Annotated in this window: 13 protein-coding genes and 1 pseudogene; 4 read left to right on the top strand and 10 right to left on the bottom strand. The window is 52.2% G+C overall.

Features of this window, described 5'->3' with window-relative positions; genetic code table 11:
* Positions 1-154 precede the first annotated feature (154 nt).
* From Q3H59_RS02910 to Q3H59_RS02900, 3 genes are read right to left on the bottom strand one after another with little or no spacing between them, the layout of a single operon-like run.
* Positions 155-2038: a TolC family protein gene (locus tag Q3H59_RS02910; RefSeq protein WP_309833070.1), complete on the bottom strand. Its 1884-nt coding sequence runs from the start codon at positions 2036-2038 to the stop codon at positions 155-157.
* 5 nt (positions 2039-2043) lie between these two features.
* Entirely contained in the window at positions 2044-3285 is a 1242-nt protein-coding gene (locus Q3H59_RS02905) for an HlyD family type I secretion periplasmic adaptor subunit (RefSeq protein ID WP_137386563.1), read from the bottom strand.
* Positions 3282-5582 (bottom strand): type I secretion system permease/ATPase, encoded by a 2301-nt coding sequence (locus tag Q3H59_RS02900; protein ID WP_280172120.1) that lies wholly within the window; start codon positions 5580-5582, stop codon positions 3282-3284. The genes Q3H59_RS02905 and Q3H59_RS02900 overlap by 4 nt, the downstream gene beginning before the upstream one ends.
* A 267-nt stretch (positions 5583-5849) precedes the next feature.
* Between Q3H59_RS02900 and ddlA the strand changes: the two genes are divergently transcribed.
* A complete protein-coding gene (gene ddlA / locus Q3H59_RS02895) occupies positions 5850-6944 on the top strand; it encodes a D-alanine--D-alanine ligase (RefSeq protein ID WP_309833067.1) in 1095 nt (364 codons plus the stop codon).
* A gap of 16 nt (positions 6945-6960) precedes the next feature.
* On the opposite strand, the gene Q3H59_RS02890 is transcribed toward ddlA, so the two are convergent.
* A complete protein-coding gene (locus Q3H59_RS02890) occupies positions 6961-8385 on the bottom strand; it encodes a GGDEF domain-containing protein (protein WP_192236190.1) in 1425 nt (474 codons plus the stop codon).
* Here Q3H59_RS02890 and Q3H59_RS02885 point away from each other — a divergent pair.
* The gene (locus Q3H59_RS02885; protein ID WP_309836761.1) at positions 8293-8550 is read left to right on the top strand and encodes a hypothetical protein; all 258 of its coding nucleotides are present in this window, start codon (positions 8293-8295) and stop codon (positions 8548-8550) included. The genes Q3H59_RS02890 and Q3H59_RS02885 overlap by 93 nt on opposite strands.
* Positions 8551-8679: 129 nt before the next feature.
* Here the strand turns inward: Q3H59_RS02885 and Q3H59_RS02880 are convergent.
* Positions 8680-10156, bottom strand: a pseudogene (locus tag Q3H59_RS02880) (SulP family inorganic anion transporter).
* A gap of 689 nt (positions 10157-10845) precedes the next feature.
* On the bottom strand, positions 10846-11655 hold the full coding sequence (locus Q3H59_RS02875) for a 5'-nucleotidase, lipoprotein e(P4) family (protein WP_101762925.1): 810 nt from the start codon (positions 11653-11655) through the stop codon (positions 10846-10848).
* A 109-nt stretch (positions 11656-11764) separates the two neighbouring features.
* On the opposite strand from Q3H59_RS02875, the gene Q3H59_RS02870 reads away from it, so the two are divergent.
* Positions 11765-12484: a polyphenol oxidase family protein gene (locus Q3H59_RS02870; RefSeq protein WP_309833064.1), complete on the top strand. Its 720-nt coding sequence runs from the start codon at positions 11765-11767 to the stop codon at positions 12482-12484.
* Between the two features lie 30 nt (positions 12485-12514).
* On the opposite strand, the gene Q3H59_RS02865 is transcribed toward Q3H59_RS02870, so the two are convergent.
* The 4 genes from Q3H59_RS02865 to Q3H59_RS02850 all read right to left on the bottom strand — a co-directional run bounded on the left by Q3H59_RS02865 (position 12515) and on the right by Q3H59_RS02850 (position 16590).
* Positions 12515-13834 (bottom strand): gluconate:H+ symporter, encoded by a 1320-nt coding sequence (locus tag Q3H59_RS02865; RefSeq protein ID WP_008103467.1) that lies wholly within the window; start codon positions 13832-13834, stop codon positions 12515-12517.
* Positions 13835-13912: 78 nt separating this feature from the next.
* Positions 13913-14677: a gluconate 5-dehydrogenase gene (gene idnO, locus Q3H59_RS02860; protein ID WP_309833061.1), complete on the bottom strand. Its 765-nt coding sequence runs from the start codon at positions 14675-14677 to the stop codon at positions 13913-13915.
* Between the two features lie 9 nt (positions 14678-14686).
* Complete coding sequence (gene idnD, locus Q3H59_RS02855; RefSeq protein WP_309833059.1) at positions 14687-15718, bottom strand: L-idonate 5-dehydrogenase; 1032 nt, start codon at positions 15716-15718, stop codon at positions 14687-14689.
* A 170-nt stretch (positions 15719-15888) separates the two neighbouring features.
* Positions 15889-16590 (bottom strand): response regulator transcription factor, encoded by a 702-nt coding sequence (locus Q3H59_RS02850; RefSeq protein WP_008103473.1) that lies wholly within the window; start codon positions 16588-16590, stop codon positions 15889-15891.
* 480 nt (positions 16591-17070) lie between these two features.
* On the opposite strand from Q3H59_RS02850, the gene Q3H59_RS02845 reads away from it, so the two are divergent.
* Complete coding sequence (locus tag Q3H59_RS02845; RefSeq protein WP_309833057.1) at positions 17071-20703, top strand: ATP-binding protein; 3633 nt, start codon at positions 17071-17073, stop codon at positions 20701-20703.
* Positions 20704-20749 lie beyond the last annotated feature (46 nt).

Genomic DNA, 20749 nt, shown 5'->3' with positions numbered 1-20749 from the left:
TAATCGTTTGGGACTTGTGTCCAATGCCGTTCTCCTCTTGGGTAAAAATTCGCCGCGATTCTAAAGTGACTTACGCAGCATTGCCAACTCAAATAGCCCGTTCGTTTACGTTGGGTTAAAACAAAAAACCCGCCGAAGCGGGTGTATGGAATTGTTATCGCCCCGTCGTTAGCCAACGACTTAGCGTGCCCGAGTTAGCATATCCGCTGATAATGGCGGCATAGCTATCGAAACGGTTGCTGACTTCACTGACCTGGTTGTTGTACAGATCGCTTTCTGCGCTCAATACATCCAGCAATGAACGGCGGCCTAAGTGATACCACTGATCAAAGAAGTCCTTACGAATCCGATCGGATTCCACAATCAGGTTTTTATACAGCACGGCGCGTTCCGCTGTTGAGTGGGCATTCTGGTTGGCAGCACGCACACGATTTTCCAGATCGCGGCGTTGCTCCTGCACCTGCTGACGACTCGCTTCGGCACGTTTAATCGCCGCAATTTCCTGGGCGTTGGTTGAACCGCCGCGGAATAAGCCCCAGCTAACGTTCAGGCCGGTTTGCCATGCCTGTTGTCGTCCGAGCTGGTCTTCACGAGTGTTTTTGCTTACCGTCCAGTTGAGCTTTGGCAGGCCAGAAGCTTTGATCGCCTCTGCCTCTTTGAATGCTGCTCGCTCCTCAGCGCTGGCGCGCAAGATCAGAGGATGGACATCCAAACTCGTCAGTTGGCGGTTTAAATCACCAAAGGAAAGCGCCCACTTATCGCTGGCTGGTAACGTCACGCGGTTGTTGCCCATCAGGCGATTCAGAGTGATTTCAACATCCCGCGCGCGAGACTCGGCATTTTCCAGGTAGCTTTGCGCTTGCAGTAAGCGCCCTTTTGCCTGCGTCAGTTCGCTGCGACGTCCAGTATCTGACTGAACAATACCGCTGAGCATTTTGGTCAGCTCTGCCATACGCGCCAAATACTGCTTACTGATGGCGATGACGTGCTGCTGTTTATTCCACTCAATCAAGGCGTTACTTACCTGCATCGCCAAATCTTCTCGCTGTGCCTGTACCGACTGTAAGGCTGACTTAACGCGCTCTTCGCGACTTTCAATGGTGCGACTGGTTTGGCCAAAGTCGATTAGATTAGTCGCTACTGAAACACCTAAAGACGGCATATTCCCTTGGTATTCATAATTTTTAGTTCCACCACCAAACTCTTTGGTTGCCGAAGCGGCACTTACATCAACTTGTGGCCAGCGCTGGCCTTTCGCTTCATCTACGCTGGCTTCAGCCGCATCACCCTGAGCGATATAGGACTTCAGTGCCGGGCTGATTCGCCAGGTGATACGCGCAGCTGAGAGAAACTTTTGCCGTATTTCACTCTCGGCAACTGTTTCATTAACTCCGCCGCTTAACGTAACGGGTGAAGTCGTTTCTGCCGCTGCAGTCGCTGCTGGAAGGCTAACATAACTAAAATCTGCCTTAGCGCTTTCAGCTGGAGCATAGGTTTTCGTTGCTGCCGCCTGCTGCTGACCCACATTTCGCGACGATTGCATCGGGTTAAACAGCTGTGGTTCAGGGCGACGCTGATCCTCCGTCAGGAAACCTCCGCCCTGAATTTCAGCATACTGGCTGGTTTTCGCGCTGATCTGTGCAGGACGTTCGGCGGCTTCGCGCTGGTGCGGCGCTTCTGCTATTGGGGCCGGTACGATTGGCGCAACTGACGGCTGAACCCGCGGAGTAATCGCGACCTCCGGTATCTGTCTTTCAACAAACAGCGGCGCTGGCGCAGTGAACGTTGGTTGCGCAACCTTTGCCGCAGGTGTCGTTGGAGCAGATGCAGGCGCCGTAGAACCTTGCAAACGTTGCGTTCGCACCGGCGCTGCCGCAGGAGCGACAGGACGCTGGCCGCTCATTTCCGCAAACATCATCAACTCACTGGTGGAATCCGCCATCACGTTAACCGCGGGCGCCATCACAACGGCAATACAAACGGCAAGCAGAGAGAGATGACGCGCCTGTGCATGGCGCATCTTGTTATTATTTTTCATGATTATTAACGCTCGCGGAATGCTTCTTTAGCTTTCAGGACCGGCTTCAGCAGGTAATCGAGAATGGTTTTCTCACCCGTGCGCACCTCGACGGTAGCGATCATGCCGGGAATGATCGGCAGATCTTTGTTACCTGCGTGCAGCGTGCTTTTATCCGTCAGGATCAGTACGCGATAGTAGGTATCATCCGGGCGTCCACTGGCGGCTTTTTGATCGTCTTTTAAGGTATCCGGACTGATATACTCCACGTGCCCATCAAGCCCGCCGTAAATGGCAAAGTCATAGGCGGTGATTTTCACCTTGGCCGGTAAGCCTGGACGCAGGAAGGCGACATCCGACGGACGGATTTTTCCCTCCACCAGCAACTGCTCTTCCAGCGGAACGATTTCGAGGATGTGCTCACCCGGCTGAATAACCCCGCCAATGGTGTTAACGCGTACGTTTTTCACCGTGCCACGCACCGGTGCGACGATCGTGGTGCGATCAACAATATCGGCACGGCCAATCAGGTTTTCGCTAACCTGGCTCAGTTCTAATTCCAGGCGTCCCAGCTCGGTGTGGGCATCTGATTGATAGCGGTTACGACGTTCGACGATTTGCGCCTGAATGTCATTGGCCTGACGCTGCATACGCAGTAGTTCGACTTCCGACAAGAGACCTTTGGCCGCTAACGGCTCAGCCAGATGTATCTCGCGCATCGAAAGTGCGTAACTGCGTTGCAATGAGTTGATGCTGTCACTTAGCGCACGTTTGCGCGATTCATAAGCTTTAGTTTCCTGCGCCACAACGGCGGGATCGCTCTGTACCTGCTCATCAAACGCCAGTGGCAATGAATAAGCTTCAGCACGTAAGCGTGCAATGCTGCCCTTCAGACCCACCACTTTACTCAGTACTTCGCGATAGCTGGATTGCGCACGCGTTGGGTCAATTTTCAGTAGCACATCACCGCGATCTACAACCGTACCTTCACGCACATTCATCTCTGCCAGAATGCCGCCTTCCAGGCTTTGAATAACCTGTTCACGGCTGCGTGAGATGACCTTGCCATCGCCTTTAGTGATCTCTTCGACTCGTGCGTAATTGGCCCAGGTAAGGCCACCAACTAACACCGCAATGATGATCCACATCACTAGCTTGGAACCCGGCGTGGTCTGCGACAGCAGAGAAGCCTGCACGTCATTCATAAATTCGGCATCAGCAGCGGACATACCTTTCTCGCTCTTACGCCATGACATTAACTTGCTCATACTGCGGCCTCCTCTGCTGCTGCTTGCTTCGGCGCTGAATCGTTAGCGGGAGCTGGCGCACGTACCGCCGGTTCAACCGCCTGACGCGGCTGTTTGCGGGCTTTATTTTTTCCTTCTAAAGCGGCAAGCACCTGATCTTTCGGGCCATCCGCCACCACTTTGCCTTCTTCCACCACGATGATGCGATCGACCAATGCCAGAATGGATGGACGATGCGTCACCACAATCAGCGTGTGTCCTTCACTGGCGCGACGTAAATGCGCGAGGAATTGGTTTTCCGTCATGCTATCCATGGCGCTGGTTGGCTCATCCATCAGCAGCACTTTAGGACGGGTAAGCAGCGTTCGCGCCAGAGAAACCAGCTGACGCTGACCGCCAGACAAGCCTTCGCCGCCCTCGCCAACCGTTAAATTGATACCACTTGGATGGCGTGCCGCAACGTGGTCCAAACCGGTCAGATTCAGCACGCGCAGCAGCTCATTGGCGGTGGCGTCCGGGCGCCCAATCATTACGTTTTCGCGCAGCGTGCCGTAGAACAGACGCGCATCCTGACCGACAAAGCCAACAACCTTGCGCCAGTCCGCCGGATCAATCTGGTTAACATCCAGACCATCGGCCGAAAGCTGACCTTTCACCGGTTGGTAAAGGCGCGCCATCACACGTAATAAGGTGGATTTACCGCTACCGATGCGGCCAAGAATCGCGACGCGTTCCCCGGCTTTAATGCTCAACGAGATATCTTTGAGGATTTCCGGGTTGGGCTTCATTGGCGGTGCCGGATAGGAGAAGTTGACGTTGGTCAGCGTGATCTCACCACTCAACGGCGGATCGGTGAGATAGGTTTTGCTGCTGTCACGATCAATAGGCATCTCCATCAGCTTGTTGAGTGACGTTAGCGCCGCTTTTGCCTGCTGATAACGTACAGCCAGGCCAATAACCTGACCGAGCGGGCCAGTCGCGCGGCTGGCAAGCATCACGGTGGCGATCATCGCACCCATGGTGAACGTGCCTTCATTGATCAGATAAACACCGGCCACCACCAACATCACCGTCTGAAACTGCTGCAGGAACGTCACCACGCCGGTTGCCAGCGTTGAGTAGCGTTTTGATTTCATCGAGTTAGCGGATTGCAGTGCACTGAAATTTTCCCAGCGACGCTGCATGTGTGCTTCACCGCCCACTGCTTTCAGCGTTTCCATACCTTCAACTGATTCAATCAGCACACCTTGTTTGAGTGAGGCGTCACGCAGGTTCTCTTTCATAATGCGCGCCAGCGGCCACTGGATCGCGGCACTGACGATGATGATCAATGGGATCATCATCAGTGGAATGATCGCCAGCGGACCGCTGATAAAGAAGATCACACCCACAAACATCAGAATGAAAGGAAGATCGGAAATCGCCGCCAGCGTGGCAGATGCCACGAAGTCACGTACCGATTCATACTCACGAATCTGGTTGGCGAAGGTACCGGAGGAAGCGGGTTTGTGTTCCATCTGGATAGAAAGTGCCTGACGGAACAGCATACTGCCGAGCACTAAATCGGCCTTTTTACCCGCCATATCCAGCAGATGCGCGCGTACGAAGCGGGTAACGGCTTCGAAGATCATCGCAATGGTCACGCCAATCGCCAGTGACCACAGTGTCACGAATGCCTGGTTCGGCACCACACGGTCATAGACGTTCATGGTGAAGAAGATGCTGGAAAGACCGAGAACGTTGATCAATACCGCCGCAATCGCGGCACTGCGGTAATAGCGGCGATAACGCCACAGTGTGGTGAACAGCCAATGGCCTTTTACTTCCGGCAGCATTTCACTGGCGCGCTCATCGACCACAGCAGTGGGTTTCGCCATGACGGCGAAGCCCGCGTAGATCTCATTCAGCTCTGCCAGATTCATCTCAACGGCTGAAGCGCTGACTTCTGGCATCACCAGTTGGAAGCGCAATTCGCGTTGATTTTCCTCATTAGTGTGAATGCGGCGCGACAGCACAATGCAACCGCCGCCCCCTTTGCGCAGCAGAATCATCGGCATCAACTGCTCCGGCAGATCCTGCAGACGACGCTCAACCATGCCGCCGGTAATGCCGGCGTTTTCGAGCGCTGTCATGGCCTGTGATGGTGAGAGCAATGTCGCTTTTGGCAAACCTGCCACCAGCGCTTCTTCACTTTTCTCGCGTTTATAGTGTTTGCAGATCCAAGCCACGCTTTTTAACAGCGTGTCATCTACCGTGGTTTCAATACGAGCAACAGAACGCGCATCCTGCTCCACAGCATCCTGCTTCTGGTCGACCATTTCCCGACTCCTGTAAACCTGACAAAAAAACGGTGAGCACATTGCCCACCGTTGCACCTGTTTGAATTGGGAAAATTCTGACAGAAGGCAGGTTTTGAGCAGTCCAAGACTTGTCTCAAACGGTTAGGAATAATTGTTTAAACTCGTGATTGCAGGCACGGAGGCGGGCTTTTTGCACTGCCTGGCGCAGAAAAATGCAAGGCTGTTGATGCTCGTCCTGGGCGTGTTATCTTACTGGCTCGCTTTATCGTAATCGGACAAATAGCAATGGTAAAACAGCGCGTAGGGATCGTGTTTGGCGGCAAATCGGCCGAGCATGAGGTGTCATTACAATCAGCCAAAAACATCCTCGAAGCCATCGATAAGAGCAAGTACGAGGTGGTGTTGCTGGGAATCGATAAACAGGGTGAATGGCATCTCAATGATGCTTCGGGATACTTGCTCAACGCAGAGAACCCGAAGCTGATTGCGCTTAATCGTTCAGGTGAAAATGTCGCGCTGGTTCCGGGCAGTTCTTCCCACCAGCTGATTACCCGTCAGCAAGCGCAGCCTTTGTCACAGCTGGATGTCATTTTCCCCATCGTGCACGGCACGCTGGGTGAAGATGGCTCGCTACAGGGCTTATTGCGTATGGCGAATCTGCCGTTTGTCGGCTCTGACGTGCTCGGGTCTGCCGTCAGCATGGACAAAGATTTTACCAAGCGGCTGCTGCGTGATGCCGGACTGAACGTTGCACCCTGGCTGAGCGTGGCGCAGGCACAGCGCGCGAACATTGATGCTGAGGCCGTGATTGCACGCTTTGGCCTGCCGCTGTTTATCAAACCGGCTAACCAGGGATCGTCCGTTGGCGTGAGCAAAGTCGACAGCCCTGAAGCGTTCGATGCCGCGCTGGATCTCGCCTTTACGTTTGATCGCAAAGTCTTGATCGAGCAAGGGATTAAGGGGCGCGAGATTGAATGTGCCGTGCTGGGCAACGATACGCCAGAAGCCAGCCCGTGCGGCGAAGTGGTGGTGCATGATGCCTTCTACTCATACGACACCAAATACATCAGCGAAAGCGGTGCGCAAGTGGTGGTGCCAGCGGCAATCAGCGATGAAGCCAGCGAGGCAATTCGTCAGGTGGCAATTACTGCGTTTCAGGCGCTGGAGTGTTTTGGCATGGCGCGTGTTGACGTGTTCCTGACGGAAAGCGGCGAGATCATTGTCAATGAAGTGAATACCTTGCCAGGTTTTACCAATATCAGCATGTATCCGAAGTTATGGCAGGCAGCAGGTTTGAGCTACAGCGATCTGATTTCCCGTCTGATTGAGCTGGCTCAGCAGCGTCACCAGCAAACCAGCCAACTGAAAAGTAGCGTTTGAATCGCCATGACGTGGCTCAGGCCACGTCATTCATCATGCTGCGCGGCTCCATCGCCGGTGAGGTTTGATTACGGCCATTGCGTTTGGAAAGATAAAGATTCTTATCCGCCGCTGACACTAAGCGATTGATCACGCTTGGCCATTCACGTTCGTTCTGCGCACTGCCGCGCGCCAGACCTAAACTGGCAGTTACCGTCACCGTGTTGCCCTGAATCCAGAACTTCTCTTTGACCATCGCCTGACGTACCGTTTCGGCGAGTTGGTAAAGCTGGCTATGGTTACAATCGAACATCACCATCACAAACTCTTCGCCACCAAAGCGACACACCATGCCACGATTGCCAACCACGCGCTGAATGCGCCGCGCAATCTCTTCCAGCACGCAATCACCGGCATCGTGGCCAAAATTGTCGTTAATGGCTTTGAAATAGTCGACATCAAGCATAATAACGCCAGCTTCCCGTTGTAGCGAGAAAGGTTCATTTCTTAAGCTTTCATACAGACCGGAACGGGACAGCAACTGGGTGAGAAAATCAAAATTAGCGCGAAGTGCAAGGCGATGATTTAACTGGCGGATCGCATCCATGCTCACCGCCACCAGCAGCGGGCTGAGCGCAACGGTGGCGACGCCAAGCCGTGCCGAGGTGAGATGGCTAATCGGTAGCAGTGCATCGTCACCCTGGATGTTCATCACACCATGCGACACCAGCACAATCTCCGTGATACCGGTTATCAGGATCACTAAGCTGGTCAATGGAATCGGCAACACGATGGCGCACCAGATCAGCGCCGGAACCGGGAATGTCAGGCTGCCGGCCCCGCCAATCAATGCCCCAACGATCAGCGACAGGATGACCGCCGCCAGCGGCAGTAGTTTGCCGGGATGCAGCAAGGTGTGCGGTGAAACCGTACGCAGCGGGCGCGCCAGCATCACCGGCAGCAGCATCAGCGAAGTAGAGAACTGTTCGCTGAACCAGTCGCTCCACGCCACAATAAAGCGCGCATTGAAATCAATATCCTGTGCCCACGCGCCCCAGGTTGCACAAGCCGCCGCGCCAAGAAAACAGGCGGGAAAAATGCGCATGGCATTGAACACCTGGCTGTGGGCGGAAGGACGTTGCAGATGTTTGATCAGCATGCTGACCGCGACGAGGATAAACAGAATGTTGGCAAAATTGACGGTAAACGCTGGCAGCGCCCAGCCGGAAAATACCGTGTCGTTAAAAATCATCGCACTGAAGCACACCAGATAGCTGGAGGTAGTGTGCAAAAACGGATTCCTCACTATTAATCCCGCCACCAGCGCATTCACCGGCCAGAATAGTGAGAACTCTTCAGGGATGCGTAAATGGCTGCCGATAAAGCAGAAAAACAGCGTAATGAAGAACAGCGTGAGGGCATTCTTTTTAAAATTATTCTCTTCAAACAGCATAACGCGCATACGTCTGAACCCTGTAACCTGGAAAGTGCCTGCATCAACCCTAAGCATCAGCAAGCATTAAACCGGAAATACCCGTGCGATGATTCGGTAATTAAGCAAGTGTTCGTCATCCTACTCTGCGGCTGGGCGGCGCTCACCTGCCATAACAAGCAGCGTTGCGCCTAATGGCATTGTGGAAACGCCAGAGACAAAGGATAAAACTTGTGGCAATTATGCCCTGTAAATAAAAAAATCGGCTATCCGAGATATCCGATTTTTAGTTTTAAAAACGGTTGTTCCAGCACTGACTTATGGCTATTTCACCGCAACAGGCCATTGACTCAGACGAATGCCACGTTTACGTGCGTTTTCACCAAAGTCTTTTAGCACCGCTTTAACGTCGGGATCCATATATTGGGCATTGCCGTGCTCAGCAATCACCACGCTGTTTTCCGGGATCTCTGCCAGCAATCCCTGCAGCTTTGGATTGTGCATAAAGGTCAGATTTTGCTGCAGGCGTAAAACGTAGTGATCGTCATGTCGCGTGAGCTGCAAGGCGTTGCGATGGCTTTTATAGATGCTGTAGAGGATTTGCGTAGCGATGCCAATTCCGATGCCGGCCAGCATGCCAAACACAATAATGCCGCCGATGGTGGCAAGGAATGGCACATATTGCTGCGGTCCCATGCGCATCTGCTCAATGAACAGGCGCGGCGTGGCCAGCTTATAGCCGGTATAAAGCAGCACCGCCGCAAGGCTGGCAAGGGGAATCGCGTTAAGCAGATTACTGAACCACAGGCCGCAGATTAACAGCAGCACACCATGAATCAGAATCGACAGTTTGGTTTGCGCGCCAACGCTGACGTTCACCGAACTGCGCACAATCACTGCAGTAATCGGCATCGCGCCAAGGAAACCGGCGGTCAGATTACCAATGCCCTGCGCAAACATCTCTTTGTTGGGTGAAGGTGCAGGATGTTGCGGACGCAGTTTCTTCAGCGCTTCCTGGCTGAGCAGCGTTTCAAGGCTCGCGACCAGCGCCAGCGTGATCGCCACCATCCACACTGCAGGATTCTGCCACGCTTGCCAGTCTGGCGTTTCCAGTTCAGCCACCAGCGCCGACATGCTGTCGAACGCGGGCAGCGCGATACGCGGCAAGCCATCAGCTAACGCTGGAAACAGGCGATCCCCAAACACCGTCGCCGCACAGCCTACCAGCACCGCTACCAGCGGACCGGGCATCCAGCTCAGCACTTTAACTGACTTGATCAGCGGCGTGGTCCACAGCCATAAAATAGCCAATCCCACGCCAGCAACCAGCATCGCGCTGCTGGAAAAATGAAATTCCCCTTTTACCAGCGACAACAGCTCAACATCGCCCGCCGCGCCGAATGCTACCGGAATTTGCTGCATAATCAGCAAAATACCAATCGCCGCCAGCATGCCTTTAATCACGCTGCTCGGCACTAAGGCGATAAAACGTCCTGCACGCAGTAAGCCAAACAGGCACTGCAACACACCCGCCAGAATCAGCGCGGTGAGAAAGGCGGAAAAGCTGCCTAGCGTGGCGATCGACGCGACCACAATCGTTACCAATCCCGCCGCCGGACCACTAACCGCAAAACGCGAGGGGCTCAGCGCAGTCACCAGCAACCCACCAATCACGCCGGTGAGCAGACCCGCAAAGGGCGGCAATCCACTCGCCTGCGCGATACCAAGACACAGCGGCAGCGCGACCAGAAACACCACCAAACCAGCCGGAATATCCTGACGAAGCGGTGCTTAAATTCATGGCGTTGATTCCTCTGCAGATGGCTGAATTAACCGCGCGCGGCGCCGCAAAGCCAGAGTACGATTTATCACTAATAAGGGTTTCAGGGTCATCACAATAATCTTCTCTCAACATTTAAAAAGATCGCTTTCAGGCAGATAGCGACGTCATCAAACGCGGCTATGGAGAACCATTGAGGATGAAAGCAGAACTTCCTCACAAAAATAGTTTATAGACGCTTAAGCATTACCTTGCATCATGAATATTTCTGGCGTCGACAAAACGAATTTTTTTGTAAACAAAACTTCAATAAACGTATGAATCAGGTAAGTTTATGCAAGGAGCGGAATGATGAGAAGGAACGATAAAAAGCATCATTAACAATTAAATAAGAGCGATTTTAAATGTGATATTTTCGGTGCAATTACAAAACAATACACGCAAAAATTATATGCCATTTTAGCGACGCTATAATTTAATCCTTATGAGCTGGGAGAATTCCTAATTTTTTTTTAAAAAATTTATGATTAGTGCGATTCACTGCCATTCAGCAAATAAGACGAGATATTTCGCTATTCAGTTGCCATGAATTTAGTAAGAGATCAGGAAAACAGTGAGGGGAATAATAGTTACGGAGTTATGTAAATATTGATGGACCTGAAAAGGACATGAATGCGCCTGCCTAAGCAGACGCTATTTTACCTGACGAATTATTTACCGTTCCACGCTTTCATACGCGCTTCACGCACCTGCAGTTGCTGCTCAGGCGTGAGTTTGTTGTAGTTTTCCGCCATGCCACTTTCCCAGTCGCCATACAGCGGGTTCGGTAACACGATAAATTGGGTGCCAAAACGCTGATGATTAAGGCTAACGAACTGCTGACGCTGCGCATTTCCCTGATGCCAGGTTGAACCGCCAAAGTCATTCAGGTTGTCGCCCACATACAGCACCACGTTGTAACCGGCATTCTTCACCGCGTCGAAGCGCTCTTGCTTATTAGAATTGCCGGTGCTCAAGCGTACCGTTTTCTCGCTCACGCCGCTGAAGCCCAGCTTATTCAGGTTCTCCACCGTTGCGGCAAAATCTTTTTGGTCGCGGTTGGAGATATAGAACATAGTGCCGCCGTGGCTGTTGACGTAGTTGGCAAACTCCACTGCGCCCGGAACGGCCGTTGCCTGACGCGCCTGCGTCCACGCTGACCAGGTTTTACCCGAGAAGGGCTGGCCGTTTTTCGCCTGCCACGCGCTGTAGGCGCTGTTATCAATCATCGTTTCATCTAAATCGACGATAACCGCTTTCGGTTTACCCGCCAGCGATGGCGCCTGATCGAAGGCCATGCGCGCGCTGTTAAACGCCTGCCAGCTTAATGCCTGATATTCGCCAGATTGCTGGAACCAGTTCACTGCCAGTACCGATTGCTGGCCGAGCTGCTGCTGAGCCTGCTGTTTAGAAGGCTGCGCACAACCGGTTAATGCCAGCGCCATTAAGCCGGATGCCGCCAGCAAGGTGGTTTTCTTCATCATTTCATCCTTAAGTGATTAGGGTCAGTTTTTGTAAAGCTTTAAAAATGTAGCAGTTAACGTAAGCTGTGGGCAGCAGAAAGCAGCGGTTTGGTGAGAGGAGACACTTATGGTACAGCACCCCCACAGCGGTCCACGATCAAGACTATTGGATGACTTTTCCTGGCTGGAATACGCCTTTCAGCCGGCTGGCCAGCCCGTTCCGGCAGAGGCGGCTTATGGTCAACAGCGTCACAGCGCCAATGTGTTGCTGGCAAGCCAAAACATCCCGCCTAAGCGTTGCGAATCGGATGGCTTGATTGGCGAAGATCATCTGCCGGTCGCGGTGTATACCGCCGATTGTCTGCCGGTGTTATTTGCCGACCCGCAACAACAGCAGGTTGCGGCGGTGCACGCCGGATTAAAAGGCACGCTCGGTGGCGTATTGAACAACGCGATTGATCGTCTGCTAGAGCGCGGCGCCAGCCGTGAAACGCTGCGTGTGGTAATCGGTCCAGCGATCGGGCCGTGCTGCTATGAACTGGGTAACGATCTGGTGACACAGATGCAGGATCGTCACGATCTTCCGCCGTTACCCTATTCCACCCAGCAGCCGCACAACGCACAAGCGATCCGTCCGCAGCCGCAGGCCCAGCAGGATGGAATCTGGTTTGATCTGCCTAACCTGGCGCGAGGCTTGTTGTTACAGCGGGGAGTGGTGGCGGAACATATTGAAGTGCTAAACGTCTGTACCTACTGCATGGCGGAATCGGGTTCCAGCTATCGCTACAACACCCATTTTGACAGCGGCTATCAGTCACGTTTCTCGTGGATCCGCACGCGCGGTTAAGAGCTTCACGTCCTTGTGAAGCTTTATCGATCAGTGAATTATGGCATTGAGCGCCAACACGCCGGCTAAACCGAGAATCGAGATTAACGTTTCCATCACCGTCCAGGTTTTCAGGGTTTCCACCACGCTCAGGTTGAAGTAGCCCTTAAATAGCCAGAAGCCGGGATCGTTCACGTGTGAAGCGATCACGCTGCCGGAACCCACCGCCAGTACCATCAAGGCCGGATCGGCATGCGTGGCCGCGATAATTGGCGTCACAATACCGGCGGTGGTGATCGCCGCCACCGTGGCTGAACCCAGCGCCACGCGCAGCATTGCCGCAACCGTCCAGCACATCAGCAGCGGTGACAGTGACGATCCCTTCATCATATCGGCAATGTAGTTACCCACGCCGCTGTCCACCAGCACCTGTTTAAATGCACCGCCGCCCGCGATGATAAAGATGATCATGGCGATGGCGGCAATCGATTCGCCGCACATATCCATCACTTCTTCCATCTTACGGCCATTGCGCAGCCCCAACGTCAGTACCGCTATCACCACCGCGATAAACAGCGCCACTGCCGGATTACCGATGAATTCGAAGAACTGACGCAGCGCGTTCTCTTTCGGCGTGGTCAACTCGAAGACGGCGGCAATCGCCATCAGCACCACCGGAATCACTGCGGCAAAAATACTGATGCCGAAGCCTGGCATCTCCTCTTCCGTGAAGATTTTTGGGTTGTAGAGCCCTTCCGGCGGTGACTTCTCAAAGCTTTTAAGGAACTTCGAGAAAACCGGTCCGGCAATAATCACCGTTGGAATGGTGATGATCATGCCGTAGAGCAACGTGGTACCGAGATTGGCGCCAAAGATAGTGGCAATCGCCGTTGGGCCAGGATGCGGCGGCAGGAAGCAGTGAGTGACCGAGAGCGCGGCGACCATCGGCACGCCGACGTACAGCAGCGGCAAACCGGCAGCCGCCACAATAGTGAACACCAGCGGCAGCAACAGTACGAAGCCAACTTCATAGAACATCGCCAGGCCGACGATCAGTCCGGTCACCACCAGCGCCCATTGCAGCCGCTCTTTACCAAAAGCGGCGATCAGCGTGGTAGCCACGCGTTGTGCGGCACCGGTATCGGAAACCAGCCGCCCGAGCATGGCGCCGAAGCCGAGGATCATGGCTAATCCGCCCAGCGTCGAGCCGATACCTTTCTGGATCGAGGCCATTACATTCAGTGGCGTCATGCCTTCGGCAATACCGACCACCGCCGAGACAAATACCAAAGCAATGAAGCCATTGACCTTAAATACAATCATCAACACCAGCAGCAGTATCACACCCAGCACAATGATGGTTATTGGCATTTTTATTATCCTTAGGAATACAGAGGGGTGATTAAGGTTTAGGCGCGGGCCGATGATAATGCCAGCCGCGCCCGGTCATCACACGGCGACGCGCATGCCACCGTCAACGAACAGCAGATGCCCGTTAACGAAGTTCGATGCACTGGAAGCAAGGAACACTGCCGCGCCAATCAGCTCTTCCGGTTTGCCCCAGCGAGCGGCTGGCGTGCGCTTGGTTAGCCAGCCGGTAAAGGCAGGATCGTCAGCCAGCGCCTGAGTCATCTCCGTGACGAAATAGCCCGGCGCAATGGCGTTCACCTGAATATTGTGACGCGCCAACTCCACGCACATGCCGCGCGTCAGCATAGTCACCGCGCCTTTGGAGGCCGCGTAAGGCGTGATGGTGTCGCGCCCTAATTCGCTCTGCATCGAACCGATATTGATGATTTTACCCTGCTGACGCTCGACCATTTTTTTCGCCACGGTTTGCGAAACCAGGAATACGGCGGTCTGGTTGACCGCGATGACGTCATTCCAGTCCTGCTCCGGGAATTCAAGGAACGGCCGACGACGCTGGATGCCAGCATTATTCACCAGCACATCAATCGCGCCCCACTCCGCTTCGATCTCATCTACCGCCTGTTTTACCTGCGCCGATTGCGTGACATCAAACGCTTTGGCGTGCGCGCGTAAGCCCAACTCACGCAGCTGCGCCGCGCCCTTCTCTGCGCCTTCGTGCGTGGTGGCGTTGACGATCACGTCAGCACCGGCTTCCGCCAGGCCGCGCGCCAGCAGATATCCAATGCCGCGCGCCGAACCGGTCAGCAGCACACGCTTGCCTTTGAGGGAAAATAACTGGCTCATCACTGCTCCTTAAAAGGTTAACTGGACTTTAGCGGCACGGGTTTTATCGCCGGCAAACTGCAGCGCGGCATCGATATCCTGCAAGGCATACTCACCGCTGAACAGCGGCAACGGGTTTACCACGCCGGTGGCCAGCCATTCGACGGCGGTGTTGAATTCATGAGTGAAGCGGAAGGAACCGACCAGATTAATCTCTTTGGCAATCAGCGCCATGATCGGGAAATTGGGAATGGTGCCGCCCATGCCAACCTGCACCAGCGTGCCTTTGGCGCATACCACATCAAGGCAGCGCTGCAGCGAAGAAGGATGGCCGGAGGCTTCAAACGCCACATCGAAATAGCCTTTGTCGGCAAGATAGGGCGCGAAATCGCCGTCGGCGGCATGAATCACCTCACTTGCGCCCATCTGCAGCGCCATCTCCAGTGAACGTTCGCTGATATCGCTGCACAAAATGGAGGCCGCGCCGCGCGCTTTGGCCGCCGCCGCAATCAGGCAGCCAATCGGACCCACGCCTGAGATAAACACGTGCTTGCCGTTAAGATCACCTGCCTGCTGCGTGGCGTGAATACACACCGCCAGCGGCTCAGCGAACACCATGACCGTTTCATCAGCATCCTGCGGGAACGGCACGCATTGCGCGCTATCCACCACTTTGTATTGGGTAAAACCGCCATCAACGTGCGGCACATACATGGCGCTGCCGAAGAAGCGCATGGTGGTGCACTGGTTTTCCTGATCGCGCTGGCAATATTTGCACGCGCCACAAGGCTTAGAGGGATTTACCGCGACTTTTTGTTGGGGTTTAAGAGCTGGATTGTCGCTCTCCACCACATAACCAATCACTTCGTGGCCCAGGATCATCGGCATTTTGATCTCGAAACTGCCGACCTTGCCTTCCTGATAGTAATGCAGATCGGATCCACAAATGCCGCCACGCGTGATACGCACCAGCGTACCTTTGCCGTCCCATTTCACCTGCTGCTGCGCAACGCTGACTTGTTTTTTTCCAGTGATCACGCCGGATTGCGTTTCGATATTCATAACGTCCCCATAAGTGCTGTAGCAATGGGGGCCATCAGACCGGGTTATGCGGCTTAAAACTGTGATGAACATCACCTAAAGACATGTTACGGAAAGCTGTTACCTGGAACGTGAAGTCTGCGATGCCGAAGAGGAAACAGGCGGCCGTAAGTGGCCGCCTGTGAAGAGAATTAATAGCCTGACATCAGGTCATGGCTGTATTTGAACAGCTCAGAATCCGAACGTAAACCGAGCTTTTTCAGCGCCGATTGTTTCTGCCCGCTCACGGTTTTACGACTGCGTTTAAACTTCACGGCAATTTGCGACACGCTCAAACCATCGAGAAAACAGCGCACCACTTCAACTTCACGCGGGCTGAGGGTTTTCACCTTCTCATACATATTGCCTTTGCTGCTGAAATCGAGGCTGTCATCCAGCGACTCTTCGCTCATGACATAGAGATTTTCAACCTCGTAAGCGACTTCTTTAGACAAGAACAAACGGCCCTGCGCCACCTGACGAATCGCATGGGTAATTTCCTGCATATTGTGGCTTTTACCAATAAAGCCCTTCACGCCTGCGCTTAACACCATTTTGACGATGGCCGGACTCTCCATTGAAGAAGAGATCAGAATTTTTTGCTGGGGATAATGATTACGCAGTTGCTTCACCAGCGCCAAACCATCCAGTTCACGTTCACCCAGCAGGAAATCCAGTACCAGCACATCAACTACGGTACTTCTTAGCTGATTAAATAATTCATTACTTGAAGCCCAGGTTCCCACCAAATGAATATCGGGCTCATGTTTTAAACACAACTCGAAAACGGTACGAACCATGGGGTGATCATCAAGGACAGCCACACGCACTTGTTTATTATGTGCATATACCATTTATTTATTCCTTTATTACAGCATTAACTTTGTCCAATTCTGACTATCACACCCGCTTCAATAAATAAATGGTGTCGATTACAACAGCTGTGAAAAATAGCCTTCACAACATCAGAATTCTAAATCGATAGCGTCACCCTAATAGCGGTCATTTTCATATACCCCTTTTAGGTTTATATTTTTCCGTGATAGATTCTTACTTGCCTGCTCACGTAAAAGTGGGAAAAGTCTGACTTAACTCCTTAACAAGACCACATAAGAATTGTCTTGAAAGAAAAGGAGCAATCTAACTAACTGAATAAGCTAAGAAATGAACATCATATAGTTACATCGTCATCACCCTCTCTCTTTCGCTAAAAATCAAATATTTGAGAATGGTCGCAAAATTTCAACAGTAAAAGAATAGAACGAGCGAAAGATAATAATATCTTTATAATCCCTGGTCCCAATAGATATTAATGGATACCTTAAGAAGGCAGCGTGCTAATTAATCTTACTACTTTTCGCTTGTTGGCCTTATTTTTTCTGGCTTTAGTTTCATGTTCATTAATAGCATCAGAGAAAAAACTGCAATTACTGGCGCGATATGATGTAGCTCAACCTGCTTTACAACTGGCTGAACCAATCTCTTCGGAGTTTCGTCATCACGTTCTCAAAGTTGCTGTCGCTGGGCAACCACAACCGCCCCTTTTTATGGATATAGATACGCGACGATTCGAAGGCGTGAGTGCGGATTATCTCTCTCTGATTCAGAATATGCTGGATACCACAATAGAAATCCATTATTACGCCAGCCATAGCGCGGCCCAGGAAGCCGTAACCAGCGGAGAAATGCAACTATTAGCGATCTATGTAGAACCCCCCTCAGTATCAGAGCCGCAAACCTTGATCGCCAGCGACCCCTGGATGCTGGATTATGCAGCGATCGGTTTTAAGTCTGGGCAGAACGCTCCATTAAAAATTGATGAACCCAATCGCATGGCCTGGTCTGGTTCAGCGTTGATGCGTGCACATTTAGAAGAGACTTTTAAGAGCGACCTTTTAGTTCGCTTTCCTGGTTACTACGATGCTGTCGCAGCAACAGCATTTGGCCAAACAGAGCGTGTATGGGGCAATGCCGCCACACTTACACACCTTAATCGCTTCATGTTCGCAAATGGGCTGGAAATAACCAAAGATAACCACGCTATTCCGATGAATTTCAGCTTTGGCATTAGCCCGCGTTATCCACAACTTGCCGAAGCGATTAATTTTGCCTTAACACAAATTCCTCTCTCTATTCGCATGCAGATAGCGAAGCGCTGGCAACTGGATACGTACCATGTGCTGCAGCGTAATCCGCTTGCACTCAAGCATGAAGAGGAGAAATGGCTACAGGCACACCCGCGTATTAACACCGCACTACCGCAAACCCTCGCTCCACTCAGCAGTCGCAACGGAAGCATGCCGTTTCGCGGCATGATCATTGATGTTTTAGATCTGATAGCCAACCAAAGTGGCATTACATTTAATTCAGAAGTTCAGGAAGAAAGTGGACGTAACCAAACCGATAAGCATTTTCCACATCTGTATGCGCTTGAGATGCTTACCCCGGATATGCCCCCTCAGTTAATAACCCGCCCATGGCTGGTTTCACACTGGGTCATTATTCGCCATAAACGCCCTCGGAATATTATGGCTCGGGATCCTTTTCCCTTTGGCTCGGCTCTCATGCTGAACAATCGGCAGATGAAGGATTGGATGCTTCTGCATTATCCCCATCTGAACCTCGCCTATATCAATGATCCTTTGCAGGCCTTGCGTGAATTGCAGGCGCATGAAATTGATGCGGTAGTGATGCCAAAGATTTTTGTGGATTATCTGCTCCACAACCATTACGCAGATGACCTGATTATTGAAACCACGTTGGGTGCAGACCCGGCACGTTTTGTCATGCGTGTTGAACCCGGTAATGAAACGCTGATTAGCATTCTCAATAAAGCCTTGATCGCGATTCCTCCCGAAACCATGTTCAAGTTGCTGGCACATTGGCGTCAGTCAGAGATGCCGTTCCTCAGTGCTTCATGGCAGAGTTACAAACAAGTTATCTTGCTGATTGTGTCGGTCTCGACCGGATTAATAGCCCTTATTTTGCTGTGGAACCGTCATCTGCGGAAGGTTATTCAGCAGCGTATTCAGGCTGAAAATGCATTGAAAAATCAGCTCAATTTCACCCATACACTCTTCAATGACTCGCCCGTTGCCATGTATATCCGCGACAAACAAACCCGATTAGTGGATTGCAACAATGCCTACCTACGTTTTATGGATTTCCAGCGAGAAGATGTCATCGGTAAACGACTGTCGGACGTTCTCACTGGCAATAACGCCAGTATTCACAGTATTGAAGATGGCTATCAAAAAACCTTAGTGGATGGCGAAGCCGTCATGCGCGACATACATATGGATTTTGAACAGCGAACATTCCAGCTTTATCACTGGATACTGCCGTTTCGCGATCGGCACGGTGATGTCGCAGGTGTTATTGGGGGCTGGCTGGATGTCACTGAACGCAATGCGCTGCTGCAGGAGTTACAACTCGCCAAAGATGTGGCTGATAAAGCCAACCGCTCCAAAAGTGAATTTCTTGCCAGCATGAGCCATGAAATCCGCACGCCACTGCATGCCATGATTGGCTTACTGGAGCTCGAAACTCGCTTGCAACCGGCTGATTCACTCTCAGAGAACATCCGTGTTGCGTACCATTCGGCACGCGCGTTGCTGTCATTGATTGGCGATATTCTCGATTTGTCGAAAATCGAGTCCGGCCTTTATCAACCAACGTTAGAAACGGTCTACCTTCCTGATGTTCTCGATCAAGCGGTTACGCTATTCCGTAATAAAGCAGAGATTAAGGGACTTGAACTGCGGGTAGAGATGGATATTGCTGCTTACTGGGTGAAAACAGACCCATTGATGCTGAATCAAATTCTCTCCAATCTATTGAGCAACGCCATTAAGTTTTCCGATTACGGCACTGTCACTGTTGTGCTCATGCAGGGCATTGCGCAGGAGGAGGACGGTTGTGAATTCGTGATCGAAGTTAGCGATCAAGGTTGTGGCATGACGGAAGACCAACAGCACGCCATCTTCGAACCTTTTGTGCAGGTGGGCGATCGTCAGCAGCAGCAAATTGGCACCGGATTAGGATTAAGCATTTGTCGTAATCTGGCGCATTTACTGGATGGTGAGCTGATTGTGGAAAGTGCGCCAGGGGAAGGCGCGGTGTTCTCTTTTTATTTCCGTGCCTTGCCCGGGGAACCGCAGGATCAAACACAGCCTCATTTGTCGCAGCCGCTGATCTCCGACAAGCTCTCCGTGATGATCATCGACGATCACGCACCCAACCGATTACTGCTTGGGAAACAGCTTGAACTGGCTGGCCATCAAGTCATGGTGAGTGAAAGTGCGGCAGAAGCACTGACATTATGGCAGCAGGATCCATTACGTTTCGACCTCATCATCACAGACTGTAATATGCCGGGCATGAACGGCTTTCAGTTCGCTGAAGCGCTGCGTCTATACGAGCATGAGCATCAGTTAACACCGATCATGCTATTCGGCCTGACTGCATCGGCTGAGCAGCATATTATGCAACGCTGCCTTCAGGCGGGAATGAACGATTGTCTTTTCAAGCCGCTGGATTTAGAGAGCTTACTTGCTCAGGTTGCACGTTGTACCCGGCGTAGCGCCATAAAACCCGAAATCCAGGCCCCGCCGGCAGCGAGTATCTCCTCCTTCCCACAGCTGTTAACACAACTGGCCGAACAGGATAGTGAAGGTTGTCTGGTGTTACTCAACAGCATACGAACCAGCCACGATGAGTTGTTGGTATCACTTCAGCAAACCGATGATGCCAGCGCCCTGTCAAAGCTGGGTCACAAATTAAAAGGAGGAGCAGCAATGCTAAATGCTCCAACGTTGACTGAACTGGGCCGCAAGTTGGAGAAACACCGCGAAGAAGCCCTCGATCCGCAAGCGTTAATTCAGCAGATTGTCGAGGAAATGAAACGTGTTAATGAATCCTTGCAAGAATTTGAGAAACATCGCCTGAAAAATCATCAAGATTTATAGAATCATAATCTTATCGAGACATTTCTCGGTTCGCCCTATTAATCTG

Origin of the sequence: Pantoea sp. SORGH_AS_0659, assembly GCF_031453915.1 — a bacterium.
Classification (GTDB): domain Bacteria; phylum Pseudomonadota; class Gammaproteobacteria; order Enterobacterales; family Enterobacteriaceae; genus Pantoea; species Pantoea leporis.
The sequence above is the reverse complement of the archived record's forward strand: the minus strand, read 5'-3'. Positions and strand labels throughout refer to the sequence as shown.